The organism is Caldococcus noboribetus, assembly GCF_055389385.1.
Window position 1 is genome coordinate 974,997 of sequence record NZ_AP042475.1, and the last position, 20,366, is coordinate 995,362.

Here is a 20,366-nt window from a genome sequence, read left to right on the forward strand (position 1 = left end):
ACGCTTTAATTCCCTAAGCGAATAAGGGCTTGTGGGAGTAGATATGGTGAACGTGGCTGACGTACCAGCCGACAGGCTCATCGAAAGGCTTGCTGCAAGGCTGAAGAACATTGAGCAGATAAAGCGGCCCGAGTGGGCCCTCTACGCCAAGACTGGCGTCTCAAGGGAGAGGCCCCCCGATGATCCGGACTGGTGGTATACGAGGGCCGCCTCAATATTAAGGAAGCTTTACCTCGCAGAGGAGCCTATAGGCGTGGGCGCCTTTAGGGTTATATATGGTGGCAGAAAGCGTAACGGTGTTAGGCCAGCGCACTTTGCAGAGGGAGGGGGAAGCAATATAAGGAGAATACTGCAGCAGCTGGAGCAGGCGGGCCTAGTTAAAAGCACAGGGCATGGAAGGGTCCTAACCCCCAAGGGACGCTCGCTCCTTGATGAGGTTGCTAAAGAAGTGGCCAATGAGGTAGTGAAGGAGAGACCCGAGCTGGCCAAGTACTTCTAACTAACCTTTGAGGAAAGCCCTGCCACAAGTTCTGCATACGTGCGATTTACGACCTCACCGCGTATGTTAAGCGCGTTAATAGCCCCGTTCACATCCTCGCCCTTGCCTCTCAGCGACTCGATCTCAATAAAGCATCCGAGGCCCTCTACATTATCAAGCGTAAGCTCTACATTACCTAGCTTTATGTAAGTTCTAACCTTGGACACCCTTATAGCTGGCTCGAAGCCCAGCTGCCTCAGGAGCGTATCTGGGTCAGAGCTCACGTCCACAATAACTTCCCTCCTTGCCTTGAACTGGCCTGCCTCCCTAGGCCCTTTGTATGTTATAGATCGAGGACTTCCGTTAACGTATCTAACTCTCAACGCCTCATCAGATGCTTTAAAATCCCTGCAGGGATGTTGATAATAGACGTCAACCTCCTCGAAGGGCCCCTCCACCTTGCCGCCTGCCTCCACAGCCCTCTGAGCTATTACATTAAGCTGGCTGCAGGGCACCTTCAGCTTGACCTCCACCTCTATGTGATCCAAGTGAATCGCCTCAGACAGACATGATCATCTTCTTGAGCCTATCGCCCATCTGTTCATACCTCATTATGTCCTCGCGGCTAAGGCTCGGCTTGACCCTCTTGAGGGCCTGCTCGAAGTGCTTCCACTCTACAGGGCCTGGCTCCAACTTCTCCCTCAGCTTAGCAAAGACGGCCTCCCTTACAACAGCTGCTATATCTGCCCCAGTGTAGCCCTCTGTCAGGTCAGCGAGCCTATCTATGTCAACATCGTTGGCCAGAGGCACCTTTCTGAGGTGCACCTTGAATATCTGCTTACGGGACTCCCTGTCAGGCGGCGGCACATAGATTACGCGGTCAAACCTTCCTGGCCTAAGTAGTGCGGGGTCTAGTATATCAGGCCTGTTAGTGGCGGCCAGTATGACCACGTTAGAGAGCGGAACTATGCCGTCCATCTCCGTTAAGAGTTGGTTCACTATCCTATCCGTAACTCCGCTGTCGAAGCTGTAGCCTCTTGCAGGCGCTATGGCATCTATCTCGTCAAAGAAGACCACAACAGGCGCCACCTCCCGTGCCCTCCTGAATGTCTCCCTTATGGCCTTCTCGCTCTCGCCGACCCACTTGCTCAGGACCTCGGGGCCCCTTATGGCTATGAAGTTGGCCCCGCTCTCTGTGGCTACGGCCTTTGCAAGCATTGTCTTGCCGGTGCCGGGCGGGCCGAAGAGCAGCACGCCCTTGGGGGGCTCGATGCCCATCTTCTGGAACACGTCTGGGTGCTTGAGCGGCCACTCGACAACCTCCCTCAGCTCCTGCTTTACATTGTCAAGCCCGCCTATGTCATCCCAGTGAACCTCAGGCACCTCTACGAAGACCTCGCGTATGAGCGTCGGTCTGACTACTTTCATCGCCTCGAGGAAGTGTCTCCTGCTCACCTTTAGCGTCTCTAGTATCTCCTTCTTTATCTCGCCAGGCTTTGACAGGTCTACCTTACCCGAGCTCATGAACTCCCTCACGGCTGCCATAGCTGCCTCCTTGGCCAGCGCTGCCAGGTCAGCGCCAGTGTAGCCCTTAGTGAGGTCGGCTATCTCAGCAAGGTTTACATCACTGTCAAGCGGCATGTTCCTTGTGTGAACCTGAAGTATCTCAAGCCTTCCCTGCTTGTCTGGCGGCCTGATCTCTATCTCCCTGTCAAACCTCCCGGGTCTCCTGAGGGCCGGGTCCAGGTCCTCAGGCCTGTTGGTTGCTCCTATCACTATCACCTTTCCTCTCTCCTGTATGCCATCCATTAAGGTCAGGAGCTGCGCCACTACCCTCTTCTCAACCTCGCCCGTTACCTCCTCCCTCTTGGGCGCTATGGAGTCTATTTCGTCAATGAAGATTATTGAGGGCGCGTTCTCCTGAGCCTCCTTGAACACCTCCCTTAGCCTCTCCTCGCTCTCACCATAGTATTTACTCATAATTTCAGGTCCGTTTATCGCTATGAAGTAAGCGCCTATTTCGTTTGCCAGCGCTTTGGCAAGCAATGTCTTGCCAGTGCCTGGTGGGCCGTAAAGGAGTATGCCCTTAGGAGGCTCTATACCAAGCCTCTGGAATATCTCGGGGTGCTTCATTGGGAGCTCAACTATCTCTCTGATGCGCTGCTTCGCCTCCTCAAGGTCGCCTATGTCCTCCCACGTGACTCTGGTGCCCCTGCTCAGCAGCGGGTACTCTGAAGGCTTGACAGGTTCGCTCCTTATTACAATCTCCGTGTCGTCAGTTACATAAACTGGATCTGAAGGATTAGTGTTTACTACAGCTAGCTGTATCTCGTCAGAAAGCGGCACCAGGTCGCCCCTGATGAGAGGCTTACGTATGAGCTCATCCCTTAGGTCCTCGGGCGACACCACCATGTTTATTGGAACGGCCCCAAAGAACGTCTGAACTGTGGCCTGGCCAACAGGGGCGAGCTCGATCCTGTGCGCTGGCTTAACGTTATCAGCTCTCATCACCTCCACTTTATCACCTACGCTGACTCCAAGTACTTGTCTCATATGGCCGTCCATCCTTATTATATCAGGGTTGGTGTCATCCCTTAGAGGCCATGCCACGCCGACCTCCTCGGCTTTAGAGCTCCTTATCAGCACGAAGTCCCCCGTCTCTATGCCAAGCCTCTCCATGGCAGAGTCGCTTATCCTCACGATCTTCCTTCCTGGCCTGTCGCTCCTGTAAGCTTCCTCCACGGTTAGCGTTACGCTCTGTGAGACCATTTAATAAGCCCCTGATACATCAACCCTGACAGGACTAATATGTATTCCTACCTAATGAAGGCATAGGGAATTGCTGGTCTCAACTGACTGTCAGCTCATTAAAGTATTCCTAGAGTTAACACAGCACCCTTTTTCTAAAGGTGTAGGACTTTGATTCCCTCATCCTTAAACCTTAAGCCTTATTAAACTCAAGGCGGGCGTAACAAGTGATGATGTAAGATGTATACAGCTGATGCTAAAGTTTTCTTCGAACCAAAGAGCATAGCTGTAGTAGGCGCGTCTCCAAGAGCTGACAATATGGGCCGAGTGATGCTTTCCAACTTGAAGCTGAAGTATAAGGGTAAGCTATATGTAGTAAACCCCAAATATGACAACGTTGAAGGCATAAAGAGCTACCGCTCGCTGAGCGAGATAGATGACGATGTGGACCTAGTCGTGGTTGCCGTCAACGCCACGCTGACGCCCTCGGTGCTTGAGGACGCTGGCAAGAAGGGCGTCAAGGGCGCTATAATATTTAGTGGGGGCTTCGCTGAGACAGGCACCGAGGAGGGCATAAAGCTACAGGAGGAAGTTGTTTCTATAGCCAAGAAGTACTCCGTAAGAATCCTTGGGCCAAACTGCATAGGAGTTTACAATTCTGCAAACGGCGTTGACACGTTTTTCCTGCCAGAGGAGAGGATGAGAAGACCTAGGCCTGGACCTATAGCAATAATAAGCCAGAGCGGAGCGCTGTTGGCAACCCTCATGGACTGGGCAGCTGCTAACAACGTAGGCATATCTAAAGCTATAAATTTTGGCAATAAAGTTGACATCGACGAAATTGACAGCCTAAACTACCTCGCCAGCTCGCCTGACGTAAAGGTCATACTAATGTACCTGGAAGGGGTCACAAAGGGCAGGGAGCTTGTTGACACTATTAGAAAGGTGACCTACGACAGCAAGAAGCCAGTGCTTGTGCTCAAGGGAGGCAGGACCGCGGAGGGCTCAAGGGCCACGCTTAGCCATACAGCATCAATAGCTGGCTCCTACGATGTCTTCAAGGAGGCCATGAGCGAGGCCAACGCAATAGTGGTTGAGGATCTCCAGGAGATGTTTGACGCTGCCAGGGTTCTCAGCTCGGGCGCCTTGCCAAGGGGGCCCAGGGTGGCCGTCATAACAAACTCAGGCGGTCACGGCGTTATAGCTACCGATAACCTGGTGTCCAGGGGCCTGCAGGTGCCTCAGCCATCACAGGCCACAGTAGAGAGGCTTAAGGCTCTATTCCCTTACCGGGTGTCGCTGCGCAACCCATTTGACCTGACAGGCGATGCGAGGCCTGAGCATGTTGAACTTGTCGCTGAGACATTGCTATCTAACAACGACGCTGACGCTCTCCTGTTGGTGACCCTTGTGCAGCCGCCTACCATGGATCTTGACAAGACGTTTAACGTCATAATAAACATCAGGAAGCGCCACCCTGATCTGCCCTTGGCCGTAGTTACTATAGGTGCCAGCTATGGTGAAAAGTTAGCTAATATGCTCGAGACGGCTGGAATACCAACCTTTGAGTTCCCTGACCGCGCCGCCAGGGCTTTGTCTGACCTATGGAAATGCAGGCTCTGCGTTGAAGCTGAAAGGGCTAGTGACATTATGCCAAACGTTGACGGCCACGCTGCCAAGTTGGTAGATGGCATAATAGCTCGTGCGATCAAGGAGGGCCGTAGTAAGCTACTTGAAGATGAAGCAATGGAAGTCCTGAGGGCCTACGGGATCCCTGTTGCTGACTATTGCACGGCCACTACTGAAAATGATGTAAAGTTGTGCGCACAGAGGCTTGGCTTTCCTCTCGTTATGAAGATATTAAGCCCTGACATTGTTCATAAGAGTGACGTGGGCGGCGTAGTGCTTAACATTAATAGCGTTGACGAAGCGGCCTCTGCATATAGGTCTATGCTCTCCAATGTTAAGCTTCATGCGCCGCACGCTGACATAAGAGGTGTTCTACTTCAGAAGATGATAAGAGATGGTTATGAGGTCATGATAGGTGGTATGCGCGACCCTCAATTCGGCCCTATAGTTACCTTCGGCTCAGGAGGCCTCTTGGTGGAGCTTGTTTCCGACGTGACAATGAGGCTAGCCCCTGTTGGCCTCAGAGAGGCCTTACGGATGATCTCGGCCACCAGGACTTACACATTACTTAAGGGTTACAGGGGCATGCAGCGGGCTAACCTGGAAAGTATAGCAGAGATAATCTCCAGGTTAAGTATCCTACTTTACGACCACTTGACCATAAAAGAGGTAGATATAAATCCCGTTCTGGCACGCATAGAACAAGCGACAGCTGTTGACGCACGCATAATAGTTGGAGGTGGATAAAAAGCTTGGAGGGAAGTGACCGCCTGGCTGCTGAGAAGCCTCAGGACATCAATGCGAACAACGACGAATCCAAGAGCGCCCAGACTCAGACTCCCTCCCAAACGGGCCAAGCCCAGCAGGCAGTGAACCAGCAGGAAGCTAGAAGGCCCAGGAGGGCTCCTGAGCCTCTGCCACCAGAGGCCCTTCCTGAAGATATAAGGCAGCTGGTTACCGCAGATACCTCTAATATGAAGGAGGAAGACCTTTACAAGCTCGTAGATGTTATAAGGGATAAGATTATTGAGGTCAAAAATAACAGGATGCAACTCATTAATGAGGTCAAGGGGCTACGCGAGCAGAGAGCTAAGTTAATTGAGCAGAAGAAGGAACTTGTAAGTCAACTACTTAAGTTGAGGTCCGACCGTAAGGAGGTGCTTGACCAGCTGGCCAAGCTTAACCAGGACAAGAGTTCAACTCTCAACGACCTTAAGACTAAGATAGAGCAGCTTAAGGAGGCCAGACAGCTGCTTGACAAGGAGGGCAACGTCGCTAAGCTTAGCCTTAAGAAGGTTCAGAAGAGGATAGAGGAGCTTGAGTGGAGACAGCAGACCTCTGTCCTTCCGCCACAGGAGGAAAAGAGGCTCATAGAGGAAATAGAGAGACTAGAGGAGCTTGCAGAGAGGATAAGGAAGGCACGCCAGGAAGAGATTTCAATAATGGAGATAGAGGCTGAGGTCAAGGCGCTCAAGATGAAGCTTAACGACTTCAACACAAAAATAGCCGAGCTCAGGCAGAAGGCAGGGAACCTTAAGGCCCAGATAGCGTCCTTAACGCCCAAGATCGACGAGCTTAACAAGCAGATAAACTCGCTTAAACAGACCATTGACGAAAAGAGCAAGAACATAGACGCCCTGTCTGGGGAGCTTGACGCGCTCTACAACAAGTACAGGGAGCTAATGGTGAAATTAAAGGAGCTCAAGATCTCAAGGCAGCGCGGCATTGAGCTCAAGGCCCTTGAGGAGAGGCGCAAGGAGATCGAGGAGAAAGCTAAGAGAGGAGAGGCATTAAGCCTTGATGAAATGAGGATACTATATGGAGAGTTTGACCTAACTTAAGAGCTCATCGGCCCTATATAGTCTCGTAAAATCCTTTTAATTATCCTTGGACAGCATTTAAGCCTAGATAAGTTAAGGCCCTTACTGGCAACCTCATAACTCTACAAGACCTTATTAGTTAGTTTTTGAACTCAACCACCCGGCGTGAAAGGCCTTGAGCGCACAGGCAGCTGAGGAAATGTTGAAGCTTTATGATACGTGGCCTTCCCAGCTACTCTCCTCATATAACAGTGCAGTTTCAATTAAATCGCCCCAGGTGAGCCCCCGCGCGTTGTTGCTATGTGGCATGGGGGGTAGTGGGGTCACAGGAGACTATATCTGGGCACTTGCCGCGGCCAAAGCCCTAAAGTTCCCAGTTATAGTTCACAAGGCTGAGGGCGTCCCTTCCTGGGTGACAGCTGAAGATCTGGTTGTTGCCATAAGTTACAGCGGGAACACCTATGAGACTGTGAGCTGCGCAAGGGAGGCCAAGGCCAGAGGGGCCACGGTGCTGTCAGTAACAAGCGGCGGCAAGCTGGCATCGTGGGCTAAAGAGAGCGGGCTTCCACTTGCGCTTATACAGCCAGGATATTACCCAAGAACAGCGCTTGGAATGCTAGCTGGGGCCACCATAGGAATTATTAACTCAGCTGGAATTAAAATAGCTGCTGACAAGGAGGTTGAGGATGCGGCTGACGCCCTTAGGTCCACTTCAAGGGGTGAGGGCGAAACCATAGCAAGGGCCCTCGCTGGCAAGGACTTATATATAGTTGCTGGGTGCGGCCTCTTTGACATAGTAGCTCACAGGTGGAGGCAGGAGTTCAGCGAGAACGCTAAGGCCATAACCAAGACAGAGTTTTACCCTGAGTCGGCCCATAATGACATGGTCGTGTGGCAGCAGCTGCACAATGTAAGGAAGGGCTTTGTGCTAATAGAGGGTGACGGCAAGGTGTGCTCCGTCCTCGAGGACCTTCTAAAACAAATCTATAGTGACCAGAGGGATACGGTTGTTAGGGTGACGCCCAGAGGCAATGGAATTTTGGCCCAGCTGCTCCAGGGCTCGCTGCTGGGAGGCTACACGTCAACATACTTAGCCATGTTTAATGGCGTGGACCCGCGCGACACCTCAATAACAGGAAAGTACAAGGAGGCCCTTGAGAGGGCTGGGCTCTCCTAAACTAAGATTTTAGCAATGTATTTTAAGGTTCTGCAAGGTACCAGCAGGCGGAAGAGCATTTAGGTGCAGTTAATGCAGGGCGAGCTAGTAGGCGCATATCAGCAGAAAGGCGTAGTGCAGGACTCCGTGCACGGCTTTATACCAATAAATGAAGCAGAGTACTGGCTCCTTCAGACGGCTTTTATGAGAAGGCTTCATAACATAAAGCAGCTTGGCATGGCGTTCTTAGTGTTCCCGTCAGCTCACCATAGCAGACTTGAGCACTCGCTGGGGGTCATGCATATAGCTTCGCGCATGGCTCAGAGAATAGCTGGCTCGCTGTCACATAATGATAGGCTTTGCTCCGAAGTCCTATACGAATGTAACTATAAGCACCTTAACAACTTCGTGCAGATAGTCAGGCTCAGCGGCCTGCTCCACGACATAGGGCACCTGGCCTACAGCCATATGAGCGAAGAGGCCATAGAATATATGGCTAAGTATGGGGAGGATCAGCACTCACGAAAGCTTTTTGAGGAGCTAAGCAGGCTCTCAGGCGGCGCACTTAAAGTACATGAGGCCTATGGCGTCTCCTTTATCTCAAAGCTAGAGAGCCTCTCGTCATCCTTCGAAGGGCCCCAGCTTGATGTTTACCTAGAAGCCGTAGCAGAGCTCCTGAAGCCCGGAGGACCCACCGTGAGGGAACCTCTGGAGGATCTTGGCATAAGGCCTGAGGCCTACGGCATCATTCATGACATCATATCAAATGAGATAGCCGATGCTGACAGGCTGGACTACCTTCAGAGGGACGCGCAGGCCACGGGAATAGTATATGGCAACATTGACTTGGATAGACTAGTCGAGGGTATAGGCGTCTCGCTGCTTGATGACGGCAGGCCATTCTTATCACTTGACATAAAGAGCCTTCAGACACTTGAGGACGTCTTTGATGCAAGGTATAAGATGTACCGCTCAGTATATTATCATCACAAGGTCATAGCCATATCTAAGTCCGTCTCTAGGTTCATAAGGGAGCTGCCTCAGTCGCACGCGCAGCTGCTCGAGGCTTATGGCGATGACCTGAGGGAGGCTATAAGGCCTAGCTCTCTGGCTAACGCCATAGCCGAAGATCTCTATTACTTCGATGACTCAGAGCTAGATGTAATAATTAGATCGGCAGCGCGTGGAGAGGAGAAGCTGATTAAGCGGTGGGCTCTGAGTCTCCTGGAGAGGCGTGACCTCCTCCCGCTTTCATTAATAAAGAGGAGCGAGGAAGTGATGGTGTTAGCTACGGAGATTCTGAGAAAGCACGACCTGGAACCTTCGCCCTCCAACTTATCCCGCCTGCTAAGTTATGTCAGTAACAAGGTTTCCGCTATTCAGGACGATCTTAGAAAAGCCACGGGCAATCCTAATATTATGGTAGACTGCTTTTCCAACACCATAATAAATTTGGAAAAGCTACGGAGAGGTTCCAACATGTTCAACTGGAGCGAGTCCTCTTATCTAAGGGCTATTGTAGACCAGAGCTCCATACCTGTGCTTCTGCTCTATGCGTACTCCGATTACATGAATGATCACCTAAACCTAATCAGGGCAAAAGCTAAGGATGTAAGGGAGGCCGCTAAGAAGATCTTACAAGACGTATTAAACGAGGGCGTTAGAGATATCAAATCTTAGGCTCCGTCATGCCTTTAACCTTGCTCAGGACCTCCCTTACAAGCTCGTCCCTAGGCCTAAGGCCATGCTCCATATCCTTTACCAAGGCGCTTAGCTCCTGCACGTTGTTTGAGAGCTCTGCCGCGACCCTTGAAACCCAAGAGTCCCCCGAGTCAGCCATTGATTTAAGCACTGCCATCAAGCTTGGCAAACTGCTTGATCCCGCTATTCTCATCGCTGCCTCGACTACGGCTGCTGGCGCTTCCTTAGAGAGCTCCCAATCCGTCCGACTCAACATAGAGGTTGCACCTCTTACATTTCTTAGCTCGGCTTCCCCACAAGGTGTAGGCTGGCCTGTAATACCACTAGAGACCTCATGAGCGAAAGCTATTGATATCACACAAATAAAGACTAACTTTGTATAAGCAGCCTTTTAGGTTCCTCCTATTTAAAGTTCTAGAAGCGCTCCCTCTGGGGCACGGAAGATGAGTAAGGAGCTCTATGATGAGGCTCTAAAGTTCCTAGTAGGCGGCGTTGACAGCCCAGTGCGAGCTGCTGTGAGGCCTTACCCCTTCTTTGTCAAGGAGGGGACAGGGCCCTACATAATTACTGAGGACAACGAGAAGCTAGTAGATTATGTGCTGGGCTATGGGCCCCTCATACTTGGTCATGCAAACGAGGCCGTCAAGAGGAGGGTCATAGAGCAGATAGAGAAAGGATGGCTTTATGGGACGCCAACTAAGGTAGAGCTTGAGCTTGCTAAAAAAGTCACTAATTATGTAATGCCTGGAGGCAAAGTGAGGTTTGTAAACTCTGGCACGGAGGCCACAATGACCGCCATAAGGCTGGCCCGGGGGGCTACAGGGAAAAATAAAATAATTAAGTTTGACGGCTGCTACCATGGAGCGCATGACTACGTTCTAGTTCAGGCCGGAAGCGCGGCCAGCGAATATGGAGTGCCAAACAGCAGAGGGGTGCCCCCTCAGGTGGCCGCACTCACGCTTGTAGCTAAATACAACGACCTTGAGTCTGCGGAGAAGGCCGCTAAGGTGGCAGGCGACGACCTGGCTGCAATAATAGTGGAGCCAGTAATAGGCAACATGGGCGTTATACCTCCAGACAAGGAGTTCCTCAGGGGCCTCAGGGAGATAGCTGATAGATATGGGGCTCTACTAATATTTGATGAAGTTATAACAGGGTTCAGGCTTTCCATGGGAGGCGCCCAACACTACTTTGGAGTTAGGGCGGACATAGTGACGCTAGGTAAGATCATAGGCGGGGGCTTCCCTGTAGGTGCCGTAGCTGCCAGGTCCGAAATTATGGACCTTCTCACGCCTAGAGGGCCAGTATTTAACGCCGGCACCTTCAACGCTAACCCTGTTACCATGAGCGCAGGGCTAGCAACTTTGGAGATCCTTGAGACCACTGACGCGCTCTTGAAGGCCTCGGAAGCCGCGAAGGAGATTGCTAATTATGTTGAAGAAGTCTTCAATGGCGCTGTCAGCGTTAACAGAGTAGAAAGCATGTTCCAGCTGTTCTTCACGCAGCGTAAGGTTACAAGCCCTGATGACGCTAGGACCAGCGACCGTGAGAAGTACGCCAAGTTCCACGAACTTATGAAGAAGTATGGCGTATTTGTACCCCCAAGCCAATTTGAATCCCAGTTCACAAGCGCTGCTCATAATGATGAGGCAATTTCAATTACGGAGGAGGCCCTCAAAAGGGTTGCAAGTGAACTGAAATGATAAAGCTCAGGGTAGCCACAAGGGGCAGCAAGCTGAGCCTTGAACAGGTAGCCATAGCCATGAGGTTCCTTGAACTAAGGCTTGGAGAGCGAGTAGAATATGAGCCAGTGATAGTTAAGACCAGAGGCGACATAGTACAGGACAAACCCCTCTTCAGCATAGGCGTTAAAGGAGTCTTTGAAAAAGAGGTTAACAGGGCGGTCCTTAATGGCGAGGCTGACGTGGCTGTCCACAGCATGAAGGACCTGCCCTCACAACTTGAGGGGGACCTAGAGATAGCAATGGTGCCTCCTCGGGAGGTTCCGAACGACTCCTTGGTAATAGGCCCGCGATCCCCCGAGGTCGCTGGCTTGGAGGACTTGCCCTCAGGTCTCAGCGTTGGCACGTCAAGCGTGAGGAGGGCAGCTTTTCTGAAGCACTATAATAGAAACGTTGTAGTAAAGGTCGTGAGGGGCAATGTTGATACAAGGATAGCTAAGCTCAACAGAATGGAAGTTGACTATCTAATAATGGCTGAGGCAGGCCTGAGGAGGCTCAGTATACCGCAGAAAAGGGTTTTGCTGCCCCTGGATAAGTTTCCACCGGAGCCCGGCCAGGGAATAATAGCTGTAGTGGCGTCCTCCTCATCGCCACTCTTTAATCTATTGCGTAGAGCCTCTGACGAGACAACTTATGCTATGGCAATGGCTGAGAGGAAGTTCGTGGAGCTCGTAGGAGCCGGGTGCCACACGCCAATAGGAGCCATCTCTATACTGGAAGGAGAAGACAGGCTAACTATGATAGCAGCTGCTGCCTCGCCCGATGGCGAAGTTATGAACTTTGCCAAGGCCTCTGGCGGCCTGGAAGAGCCTGAAAGGATAGCCAAAGAACTACTCAAGAACCTGAGGGTGCCATGAGTTGCCCACTAAGGTCCTAATAGTGGGAGCTGGCCCAGGGGATCCAGCCCTAATTACTGTCAGAGCTCTAGAGGCGATTAAAACAGCCGACGCAATAGTATATGATAGGCTAGTTCCGGTCGAGCTTCTAAGCTATGCAAAGCCTGAGGCCGTCAAGATCTATGTTGGTAAAGAGCCGCAGAAACATGAGATGAAACAGGAAGAGATAAATGAGCTCCTTGTGAAGCTGGCCAGGGAGTGCAAGCTGGTCGTGAGGCTGAAGGGGGGTGATCCCTACACTTTTGGGAGGGGGGAGGAGGAGTGCGAGTTCTTAATCTCGAATAATGTTGAATGCGAGGTAGTCCCAGGGATACCAAGTTTTGTAGGGGCTTCAGCATATGCAGGCATTCCCTTGGCTGGCAGAGGCTTCGCTTCTTCGTTTGCAGTGATAACTGGCCACTTGGCTGAAGGCAAAGATATGAAGGAGTACCTAGAGAAGGTAAAGACCTTAGCGCAGGCTGCTGACATGATAGTGATACTCATGGGCGTTAAAAATCTTGAACTAATACTTAGCGAAATCGCTAAGGCCAGAGGCTGGGACGAGCCAGCGGCCGCCGTTATCTGGGCCACTACGGAGAGGCAGCTAACCGTGGTTGGTACCATATCCTCGCTATTAGATGCCTGGAGAAGAGGAGTAATAATTAATCCGGCCGTCATATATGTTGGCAGGGGCGTCAACAAGAGGGTAAAACTTTGGAGGCGGGGTGCAGAGTACTCTACTTAGGGCCTGAGCTCCCGAGGGCGCTGAGCGGCTTCAGCTGCATCAAATGGGTAAAGTCTGTAGAGATAGAGCCCATCCCTGAGGCTCTTAGGGCCGCGGCCGAGCATGTAGTTGGGGGCTATTACGATTGCGTCGCGTTTCTGAGCCCAAGATCTCCAAGGTTTCTAAGGCAATTTATGAGCTCCTGGCCACCTAACGTTAGGGTATTCGCTGTTGGAGCCTCCACGGCAGCCTCCTTCAAGGAAATTTTCAACGTAAACGCCTCATACCCAGAGACCTATGACAGTAGCAGGCTTGCAGAGCTCATTAAGCTGTCCCGCTGCAGAAGGGTCCTAAGCCTAAGGTCTGAGGCTGGAGATAATGAGCTTGAGGAGAAGCTTAGGGAAGCCGGAATTGAGGTGAACAGAATTAACATATATCGTGAGGTTCCAGCGAACATAGACATCAATGATTTGGCCTCCCACTTTAACTTAATAATAGTGTCCTCCGCCGAGATCGCCAGGATCTCTTGTAACCACGTAAGGCCTTACCTAGGTAATGCCATAGTTATAGCTATGGGACCTAAGGCGGCCTCAGTGGTCAGCTCCATGTGTCCTGAAGCCAGGCTCCTTGTCCCGTCCCGGTACACGTTTAATGCCATTGGAGAGCTACTGAAAGCGCTTGGGTGCAGGTGAACTTTGGCGCTGGTATTTCATAAGCTGGTCTCCGTAAATGAGGCTCTCAGGCTGCTCGAGGAAAAGCTAGGCGGTATAAAGCCCCTTGAGGTTATCGAGGTCCCTCTGCTGGATTCTCTCAACAAGGTCTTAGCTGAAGATATACAGGCCCCCATAGACTATCCGCCCTTTGACCGCTCCATGGTTGATGGCTATGCAATAAGAAGCTTTGACGTAGCTGGCGCGAGCGACGTAACTCCTGTGCAGCTTAAGATTGTAGGCAAGGTTTCCATAGGTTCGATCCCTCAGGGCCACGTGGGCCCTGGTGAGGCGATTGAGATAGCCACAGGTGCCATGATACCTAGAGGGGCGGACTCCGTGGTCATGGAGGAATATGTAGTTAGGAAAGGCGACATGTTAACTGTTTACAGGCCGACTGCCCCCGGAGAGAACATAAACCAGGCTGGGTCAGACATATCAGCAGGTGACTACGTCCTTAGAGCTGGCACCCTGATAACTTCAAGGGAGATAGCGGTACTAGCAGGCTTAGGCATAAGTAAAGTCAAAGTGTATAGGCCGCCTAAGGTCACGGTGTTCTCGACAGGAGTAGAGCTAGTTCCACCTGGGGAGCCACTGACCACAGCTAAGCTTTATGATGTAGATGGATACGTTATAACTTCCATGCTTAACGAGCTGGGAGCGGAGGCCACCTTCAAGGGCATCCTGCCAGATAACTATGATGCCATGAAGTCCGCCATAGCTGAGGCTCTAGAAAATTCTGACATTGTAGTCACTACGGGGAGCACATCTGCTGGCTACGGCGATATGATATATAAAGTGTTTAGGGACATAGGCGCTGAGCTCATAGTACATGGCCTTAAGGCTAGGCCAGGGAAGCCAACTGCTATAGCAGTAAAAGGTCGTAAGATACTGTTTGGCCTTCCTGGATTTCCCCTCTCGGCCATGATGAACATGTACACCATAGTAGCCCCTGTGATAATGATGATGAGGGGCCTCGAGCCAAACGTCGAGCTGCCTAAGGTTAAGGCCAGGATACCCTTCAGGTTCCCGGCTGGGAGAGGCTTCATGGAGCTAATACCTGTTCAGTTAGTGCAAAACGTTGACGGCAGCCTCTCCGCCTACCCATTGATGACGGGTTCTGGGTCGGTCGCTGGTATAGGCCTTTCTGATGGCTTCATAGCTGCGGAGGAGAGCAGGGAGTATTTCGATGAAAACGAAGAAGTAACCGTTAACCTCTTCTCCCCCAGCCTCAGGATACCTGAGCTCAACATAATAGGCAGTAACTGCCCTGGCATCGAAGTGGTTCTCAGAGTCGCCGGCCTGACAAAGAGCTCCAGGGTGATAAGCGTCGGTTCCATGGGTGGATGGATAGCCATCAAGAGAGGGGACGCCGACATAGCTGGAACTCACATACTTGATGAGAACACTATGCAGTACAACGTGCACATGCCCAAGATAATGGGCCTTGAGAACGAAGTTTACATATACAGAGGTTATGCCAGGAGGATAGGGCTCCTGATGAGAAAGGGGAACCCAAAGAACATCAAGGGCTTTGAGGACCTCCTGAGGCCTGACGTAGTCATAGTGAACAGGAACAAGGGCTCAGGCACAAGGGTGCTCCTCGACATGAAGCTCAGGCCCCTGCTCAAGGGCGAGAGGCCTGAAAAGGTGATAAACGGTTACACCTATGAGGTTAAGACTCACACGGCAGTCGCGACAGCTATAATACAGGGGAGAGCTGACGTGGGGTTATCCCTAGAGGCCGTGGCAAAGATGTTTAACCTTGACTTCATACCAGTTGGCGAGGAAATTTATGACTTCGTTGTAAGGAAAGACAGAATTAACAAGCCGAGCATAAGGGCGTTTTTAGAGACTCTGAAGAGTCCAGAGTTCTCAAAGGCCTTGAGCGGCGCGCTTCCAGGGTACAGAACTCTACCTGAAAGCGGCAAAGTAGTTTATCCCTAAACGTGGTGCGGGGGGTGGGCTTCGAACCCACGCAGGCCTACGCCAACGGGTCTTAGGCCCGTCCCCTTTGACCAGGCTCGGGCACCCCCGCACCAGACTTACAGAATATTTTTGCTCCCTTTAAATTATTCACCTAGAAGATCCCTTGCCCTAGTCAAGGAATTCACTATGTCTTCTGCAAAGGTCACTGCCCACTTGAGCCTTTCCTGATGGACAGGCACTAATGCCAAGCCGCAGCTGCAATCGCCAATGTAGTACCTAGTCTCATCAAGAAATCCCTTATAGCCAAGCCTCCTGCAGAGCCCCTCACAACCATCAAATGAGATGGCTAAGCCGTCTATTGAGTTTAACCTGACCACTACACCAACGCACAGGTGTCCATGGCACTTGCTCGCCAGGACCCTTGCCTCGCGCTTCAAGAGAGATCCTCTATGCCCAGAGACTTAGCCTGCTCAAGGAACTCTTTCCTAAAAGCTTCATTCATATCTTTTATCCTATTTAATGCCTCCCTCAAAACATCCTTTATGTCGTAGCCGTCCTCTAACCTTACATAAACCTTAATTTTCCTGAATAGAGGGTGCTCTAGCTCATAGTATGCATCTATTACACCCTTAACTTCAGTTAACGTTGAGGAGAGCAGATTGCCCATAGTGTGATCCTCGTTCTCTATCTCTATTATGTAATTGTTGCCTGACTTGTAAATCTTAAGGTCCTCCGCCAACCTCTAACGACCCCCTTATCAGATCAGCCGCTTCCCTCCACTCTGTTACCGAGAGTATTTTATTATTTCTATCTCTGACCAGGACGCCCTTTGACAAACCTACGGAAATCACTCCATTCACATCGACAGCCCCTGAAAGGGCTAGCACGGCCGCAACGGCTTTCCTGGCAGACTCACTGAGGCTGAGGCCGTTCACCATCTTTAGTGCCTCAGAAAGTTTCTGGGCAACCTGCATTATTACATTCAGCTGAGCATTGCTTCTAAGCTCTGGAGGCTCCCACTCAGTGTCGAACCCCATCTTCTTCAGCGTAAAGGAAAGCACATCCATGGGTCCCTTGTATCCTATATTCCTTACCTTGTCTTCTGTGATCACGGTCCTGAAGCTCCTAGACGTCGAGCCTCTCAATATATCATGAATAGCCCTCTTAATATCTTTGGAAGCCCTTACGGAACCCTGTATTTCAATTATAAGTTTGTCGTTCCTAATTTCTGTCGAAATTATGCTGGCAGACGCTTTCTCGCTTATCTTCTCTAGCAGCGCTTCAACATCAGTAAGGTTGCGCGGTAATCTGACTATGATCTTCTGCCCAGAGGCCACTACTGGAACCTCCTGAGAATTAAGCGCCTTACGTCAAGCCTTATCAGCTTTGAGCCTGCAAAGGTCGAAAGCTTTCTATTCTCCACATTTCCGCAGGCAGGGCACTTGAGGCTACCGCCCTCTATGGTTAGTATTTCGCCGCACCTTGAGCATAACGCATAAACTACGCCGAGCTGAGGACCTCTTAAGCTGAGCAGGTAGGGACTTATGGTGCTCATTACTCTGGCCATTATGATGTCGTTAGGTCTTACAAAGTTCATGATGTCATCTACTCTGTCGACGCCTATGCTTTCTGGGGTTATAACGCCGTCTAGAACGCCAGAATACTCTATGAAGCGGCTTGGCCTAGGCTCAAGTATAACTTCACCGTAGATATCAACGAAGGCTAAGTTCTCCTTCACCTGAGTCACTAGGCCAAGTACTGTGGCGCCCTTCTTGGGGCTCTTGAGCCTCCTTGCAGGAATGACTTCAGCTATCTTGTTAACGTTATCAAGTTTAAGCCTCCCTACAGACGCTACCCTGAGAACGCCGGCATCGTAATCAACGTACACGTTTTGGCCCTCAGAGTACTCCTCTTCAACCGCGATCACGTCGCCTGGAACTACATAGCTAGCTTCTTGAGAGCTCAACCAAGTCCACCTTTATTCTCCTTATTCTGCTTCTGTGGTGCGGCATAGCCGCAGGTATAGGAAACTCGTGCGTACCTAAAAAGTTGAATGAGTACCCTCCAGCCCTAGCTAGTCTCGCGTGAAACTCGAGGTTCCCCGATTTCACAAGAGCCACTATTTCCCTAACATTAAGGCTCATAGCGTACTCAAGGAACTCTCTATCCGCCCCCCTTCTCCACACGCCAAAGGGCGGGTTCATTATTACGAGGTCTACAAGGCCCTGCCTGAGGGGGCCAGAGTCCTTTGTTATCCACGCAGATACGAATGCCAGCCTTTCGCTAACGCCTAACTTCTCTGCTGAAAGCCTACAGATGCTGCCAAACCTATAATCATAGTCAACAGCTATAGCCTTCCTTGCCCCCAGGAGAAGCGATGCTATAGCTATCCTACAAGTGCCTGAACCTAAATCAGCAACTGTGGCATCATTCACTAGCCCTCTAAGCAGTGGAACCTTCAACATGGCAAGCACTAGTTCCGCAGGAGTTGTATATTGTTCTAATTTAACTGAGGGGGACTCTATTTTCGGCACGTACTTCTCAAGTATAACCTTAAGCCTACTTAGCTGCCCTGGCAGTTGGCGCCCTTGTCCTTTAAGTATAAACTCGAAGTTAAGAACACTTGCATTTCTGCTTTAAAATCAAGACCGAGTCTTAATACTTTACACAACAGACCCTTTCATTGATTCATAGTCTTAAACTTAACACTGACGCCGTACTACATCAGCACAGTAACTTACAGCATTTCAAGCAAATAAGCAACTAGAGGACGCTGCGATGAGGTTCATAGACAACGACTAAGCTAACAGCGCTTATGAGATGCTGCACTTCCAAGCGCTCGGAATCGCAGAATTGTTGGAGGAGAAGCTAACAACTGTCGCAAAGGGACAACTGTTGGCCACAAGTACTGAACCTCGTCAAAGCTTGATCTAGCCCAACGCTTTACAGCGAGTCCTTACTACCATGGAAATCTGTAAGGGCTCAGCCTTCCCTCTATTGCCATGAAAGCCTCTCCTGGGGTTAGCACAGGCTTAGGATACTCATTAAAGTCATCTATTGGAAGCCTAGGACAACTAGTTATAACAAAGGCCTGATACCACTCGCTGTCAAAGTTTGCAAGTATTTGAGGGGTTAGCAGACCAACGTAAAGTTCCCTATAATGTAGACTGCGCTTGGACAACATAACCTCTAGCGCCGAGACAACCCATGGCCTATGTTGACCTGTCTTGGTACCTACTATTATTCCCCACCTGCTGGAGTTCATTGCCATGGACACCTTGAAAAGCCTTGAGGCATAAAGCTTCTCCCCAGCCCCGGTCATGTCGTAGGCTTTATCCCTATATACGTCCACCTGTATCACTGGTCTGAAGGTTGCTAAGTAAAGACCTAAGGCGTGAAACTCGCCCCCGCTTATAATTACGTAGCCCTCCACCCCTCTTGGAACGAAGCTGTAGTCGCATCCTATAACCTGGCCCTCTTCGTAGTAGTTGGCTGGGCCGCGGAATGTGACTACCTCAAGGCCTCTTTCTCTGAGATAGCTCGCGACGAATTTGTAGGCGTATATGTACTGAGTGGTGGTAGCAATGGCCACCTTTCTGAGCGACCTGGCCCTCAGCAAACTTAATAAGGACTCCATAGTCTGCTCGCTGGGAAGCCCCACGTACCTTGCAGCTATGAAGAACACCTTAACTTTACCCTTAGGATTTACGTTAACCCTATCACCTAAATAATCAGGATATGGTGTGTGACCTACGTGAAGTATTGCATCCACGTAGCCCAATGCTGACACTTCGCCATAGTGCAGGTCGCAAGCGCCGAAAACACTATCCCCCTGTATAAGAACCTTGGCCTTTACGGCCTCGGAAAGACAATCCGCTATCTCTCTAGAATACTGCTTCAAGCCGTCAGGCAGCTGGAGCATAGCAGTAGTCCCGGCTAGCGCTTTCTCTAGGTCGTCAGGCAGCTCCAGCACATATGGTATTTCTTGGCATCTCAGTTTCATTAATTTCACTCTCCATGCCGCTATTGTAGAGAAGGGTTTAATTTGGAGGTAAATGTTTCGAAGTCTCGAATAAAGGGCCTGTCACTCCTCCGAGGAGGCTTCGGAGGTTGCATGCGCTCTCTGAGGAGGCTCTCTCCTCTTATCAAGGTCCTTCATTGCATGGGCTAGGATGTGAGCTACTAAGTCCTCTGGGGACGCTACTCTGGTTCTCCTACAGATGGGGCAGACCAGGAGGCCTGAGCTGGTGTCTATAAATGCCCTGAACCTAGATCCTGAAAACTCAACTATGACTTCCTTCAAGTTGCTTTGCTCCACCGCAGATCCCATCCTGCCCGCGCCAATTGACTTTTTACGCTCTGCACCTTTAAATAACTGGGCCGATGATCAGGCTGACCTGCGCTGACCTCTGGTATGAGGAACACCGATCTCACTGAGGCCTCCTAATTTCCTCAGAGCTTTCCGCAGCTCCCTCAGCAATGGCCGGGCTCTCAGCATTGTTTATCTTTTTAGCTATTTCCATAAGTAACTTAGATGCCTCGCCGAGGGCCTTTAGCCCATCGCTAGTTATCCTGTACATGCCATCTGGCGTCTTCTCTATTAAACCGTCCCTCTCCAGCTTGTAGACAACTGTGTAAAGAGTCACTGTGGGCGGGTTAAATGAAAACCTCTCCCTTATTATCTTCTTTAGCTGATACGGGTAGGTAGGGCTCTCCTTTAAGGTTGCCAGCACGTATATCCAAAGGGTTCTGACAGTTATGTTTACCAGGAGCCTGTTTATTGCCTTGTTAAAGCCATTACTTGTCTTTTCCTCCCTCTCCAAGCTTACCACTCTTTACTAATTCCCCTGAGAA

21 protein-coding genes and 1 tRNA gene are annotated in these 20,366 nt (G+C 50.7%); 10 read left to right on the forward strand and 12 right to left on the reverse strand.

What is annotated here, in order from left to right; all coding sequences use genetic code 11:
* Positions 1 to 43: 43 nt before the first annotated feature.
* Positions 44 to 499, forward strand: a complete 456-nt coding sequence (locus ACZ5GQ_RS05095) for a 30S ribosomal protein S19e (RefSeq protein ID WP_498857378.1) — start codon at positions 44 to 46, stop codon at positions 497 to 499.
* Here ACZ5GQ_RS05095 and cyaB read toward each other — a convergent pair.
* Positions 496 to 1,026, reverse strand: a complete 531-nt coding sequence (cyaB, locus tag ACZ5GQ_RS05100) for a class IV adenylate cyclase (protein WP_498856103.1) — start codon at positions 1,024 to 1,026, stop codon at positions 496 to 498. The genes ACZ5GQ_RS05095 and cyaB overlap by 4 nt on opposite strands.
* Before the next feature lie 10 nt (positions 1,027 to 1,036).
* Entirely contained in the window at positions 1,037 to 3,247 is a 2,211-nt protein-coding gene (locus ACZ5GQ_RS05105; RefSeq protein ID WP_498856104.1) for a CDC48 family AAA ATPase, read from the reverse strand.
* A gap of 219 nt (positions 3,248 to 3,466) precedes the next feature.
* Between ACZ5GQ_RS05105 and ACZ5GQ_RS05110 the strand changes: the two genes are divergently transcribed.
* The 4 genes from ACZ5GQ_RS05110 (at position 3,467) to ACZ5GQ_RS05125 (ending at position 9,511) form a co-directional block, all read left to right on the forward strand.
* Entirely contained in the window at positions 3,467 to 5,602 is a 2,136-nt protein-coding gene (locus ACZ5GQ_RS05110) for an acetate--CoA ligase family protein (RefSeq protein ID WP_498856105.1), read from the forward strand.
* A gap of 5 nt (positions 5,603 to 5,607) precedes the next feature.
* The gene (locus ACZ5GQ_RS05115; protein ID WP_498856106.1) at positions 5,608 to 6,696 is read left to right on the forward strand and encodes a coiled-coil protein; all 1,089 of its coding nucleotides are present in this window, start codon (positions 5,608 to 5,610) and stop codon (positions 6,694 to 6,696) included.
* Between the two features lie 154 nt (positions 6,697 to 6,850).
* Complete coding sequence (locus tag ACZ5GQ_RS05120; protein WP_498856107.1) at positions 6,851 to 7,852, forward strand: bifunctional phosphoglucose/phosphomannose isomerase; 1,002 nt, start codon at positions 6,851 to 6,853, stop codon at positions 7,850 to 7,852.
* 72 nt (positions 7,853 to 7,924) lie between these two features.
* Positions 7,925 to 9,511: an HD domain-containing protein gene (locus tag ACZ5GQ_RS05125; protein WP_498856108.1), complete on the forward strand. Its 1,587-nt coding sequence runs from the start codon at positions 7,925 to 7,927 to the stop codon at positions 9,509 to 9,511.
* Here the strand turns inward: ACZ5GQ_RS05125 and ACZ5GQ_RS05130 are convergent.
* The gene (locus ACZ5GQ_RS05130; RefSeq protein WP_498856109.1) at positions 9,501 to 9,785 is read right to left on the reverse strand and encodes a hypothetical protein; all 285 of its coding nucleotides are present in this window, start codon (positions 9,783 to 9,785) and stop codon (positions 9,501 to 9,503) included. The two genes, ACZ5GQ_RS05125 and ACZ5GQ_RS05130, sit on opposite strands and share 11 nt — an antisense overlap.
* A gap of 190 nt (positions 9,786 to 9,975) precedes the next feature.
* Here ACZ5GQ_RS05130 and hemL point away from each other — a divergent pair, with 190 nt between their 5' ends.
* The 5 genes from hemL to ACZ5GQ_RS05155 are packed head-to-tail and all read left to right on the forward strand — an operon-like array spanning position 9,976 to position 15,530.
* Complete coding sequence (hemL, locus tag ACZ5GQ_RS05135; RefSeq protein WP_498856110.1) at positions 9,976 to 11,235, forward strand: glutamate-1-semialdehyde 2,1-aminomutase; 1,260 nt, start codon at positions 9,976 to 9,978, stop codon at positions 11,233 to 11,235.
* Complete coding sequence (gene hemC, locus ACZ5GQ_RS05140; RefSeq protein ID WP_498856111.1) at positions 11,232 to 12,131, forward strand: type 2 periplasmic-binding domain-containing protein; 900 nt, start codon at positions 11,232 to 11,234, stop codon at positions 12,129 to 12,131. The genes hemL and hemC overlap by 4 nt, the downstream gene beginning before the upstream one ends.
* Position 12,132: 1 nt before the next feature.
* A complete protein-coding gene (gene cobA / locus ACZ5GQ_RS05145) occupies positions 12,133 to 12,894 on the forward strand; it encodes a uroporphyrinogen-III C-methyltransferase (protein WP_498856112.1) in 762 nt (253 codons plus the stop codon).
* Positions 12,864 to 13,565, forward strand: coding sequence for a uroporphyrinogen-III synthase (locus ACZ5GQ_RS05150; RefSeq protein ID WP_498856113.1), 702 nt, complete (start codon positions 12,864 to 12,866; stop codon positions 13,563 to 13,565). The genes cobA and ACZ5GQ_RS05150 overlap by 31 nt, the downstream gene beginning before the upstream one ends.
* Positions 13,566 to 13,568: 3 nt before the next feature.
* Positions 13,569 to 15,530, forward strand: coding sequence for a molybdopterin biosynthesis protein (locus ACZ5GQ_RS05155; protein ID WP_498856114.1), 1,962 nt, complete (start codon positions 13,569 to 13,571; stop codon positions 15,528 to 15,530).
* Between the two features lie 3 nt (positions 15,531 to 15,533).
* Here the strand turns inward: ACZ5GQ_RS05155 and ACZ5GQ_RS05160 are convergent.
* The 9 genes from ACZ5GQ_RS05160 to ACZ5GQ_RS05200 form a co-directional block, all read right to left on the reverse strand.
* A tRNA-Leu gene (locus tag ACZ5GQ_RS05160) sits at positions 15,534 to 15,621 on the reverse strand.
* Between the two features lie 34 nt (positions 15,622 to 15,655).
* Complete coding sequence (locus tag ACZ5GQ_RS05165) at positions 15,656 to 15,949, reverse strand: hypothetical protein (protein WP_498856115.1); 294 nt, start codon at positions 15,947 to 15,949, stop codon at positions 15,656 to 15,658.
* Positions 15,946 to 16,251 (reverse strand): RpoL/Rpb11 RNA polymerase subunit family protein, encoded by a 306-nt coding sequence (locus ACZ5GQ_RS05170; protein WP_498856116.1) that lies wholly within the window; start codon positions 16,249 to 16,251, stop codon positions 15,946 to 15,948. The genes ACZ5GQ_RS05165 and ACZ5GQ_RS05170 overlap by 4 nt, the downstream gene beginning before the upstream one ends.
* On the reverse strand, positions 16,235 to 16,849 hold the full coding sequence (locus tag ACZ5GQ_RS05175; RefSeq protein WP_498856117.1) for a DUF2067 family protein: 615 nt from the start codon (positions 16,847 to 16,849) through the stop codon (positions 16,235 to 16,237). Before ACZ5GQ_RS05175 ends, ACZ5GQ_RS05170 begins: the two co-directional genes overlap by 17 nt.
* Positions 16,849 to 17,478, reverse strand: a complete 630-nt coding sequence (locus ACZ5GQ_RS05180; protein ID WP_498856118.1) for an exosome complex RNA-binding protein Csl4 — start codon at positions 17,476 to 17,478, stop codon at positions 16,849 to 16,851. Before ACZ5GQ_RS05180 ends, ACZ5GQ_RS05175 begins: the two co-directional genes overlap by 1 nt.
* Positions 17,459 to 18,046: an METTL5 family protein gene (locus tag ACZ5GQ_RS05185; protein WP_498856119.1), complete on the reverse strand. Its 588-nt coding sequence runs from the start codon at positions 18,044 to 18,046 to the stop codon at positions 17,459 to 17,461. The genes ACZ5GQ_RS05180 and ACZ5GQ_RS05185 overlap by 20 nt, the downstream gene beginning before the upstream one ends.
* A 425-nt stretch (positions 18,047 to 18,471) precedes the next feature.
* A complete protein-coding gene (gene dph2, locus ACZ5GQ_RS05190; RefSeq protein ID WP_498856120.1) occupies positions 18,472 to 19,515 on the reverse strand; it encodes a diphthamide biosynthesis enzyme Dph2 in 1,044 nt (347 codons plus the stop codon).
* Between the two features lie 81 nt (positions 19,516 to 19,596).
* Entirely contained in the window at positions 19,597 to 19,842 is a 246-nt protein-coding gene (locus ACZ5GQ_RS05195; RefSeq protein WP_498856121.1) for a hypothetical protein, read from the reverse strand.
* A gap of 100 nt (positions 19,843 to 19,942) precedes the next feature.
* On the reverse strand, positions 19,943 to 20,344 hold the full coding sequence (locus ACZ5GQ_RS05200) for a PadR family transcriptional regulator (RefSeq protein ID WP_498856122.1): 402 nt from the start codon (positions 20,342 to 20,344) through the stop codon (positions 19,943 to 19,945).
* Positions 20,345 to 20,366 lie beyond the last annotated feature (22 nt).

Coding starts and splice junctions, on each gene's coding strand:
- dph2 (WP_498856120.1), bottom strand. CDS start 19,515: ATGAAACTGAGATGCCAAGAAATACCATATGTGCTGGAGCTGCCTGAC.
- ACZ5GQ_RS05125 (WP_498856108.1), top strand. CDS start 7,925: ATGCAGGGCGAGCTAGTAGGCGCATATCAGCAGAAAGGCGTAGTGCAG.
- ACZ5GQ_RS05195 (WP_498856121.1), bottom strand. CDS start 19,842: ATGGGATCTGCGGTGGAGCAAAGCAACTTGAAGGAAGTCATAGTTGAG.
- hemC (WP_498856111.1), top strand. CDS start 11,232: ATGATAAAGCTCAGGGTAGCCACAAGGGGCAGCAAGCTGAGCCTTGAA.
- ACZ5GQ_RS05095 (WP_498857378.1), top strand. CDS start 44: ATGGTGAACGTGGCTGACGTACCAGCCGACAGGCTCATCGAAAGGCTT.
- ACZ5GQ_RS05110 (WP_498856105.1), top strand. CDS start 3,467: ATGTATACAGCTGATGCTAAAGTTTTCTTCGAACCAAAGAGCATAGCT.
- ACZ5GQ_RS05105 (WP_498856104.1), bottom strand. CDS start 3,247: ATGGTCTCACAGAGCGTAACGCTAACCGTGGAGGAAGCTTACAGGAGC.
- hemL (WP_498856110.1), top strand. CDS start 9,976: ATGAGTAAGGAGCTCTATGATGAGGCTCTAAAGTTCCTAGTAGGCGGC.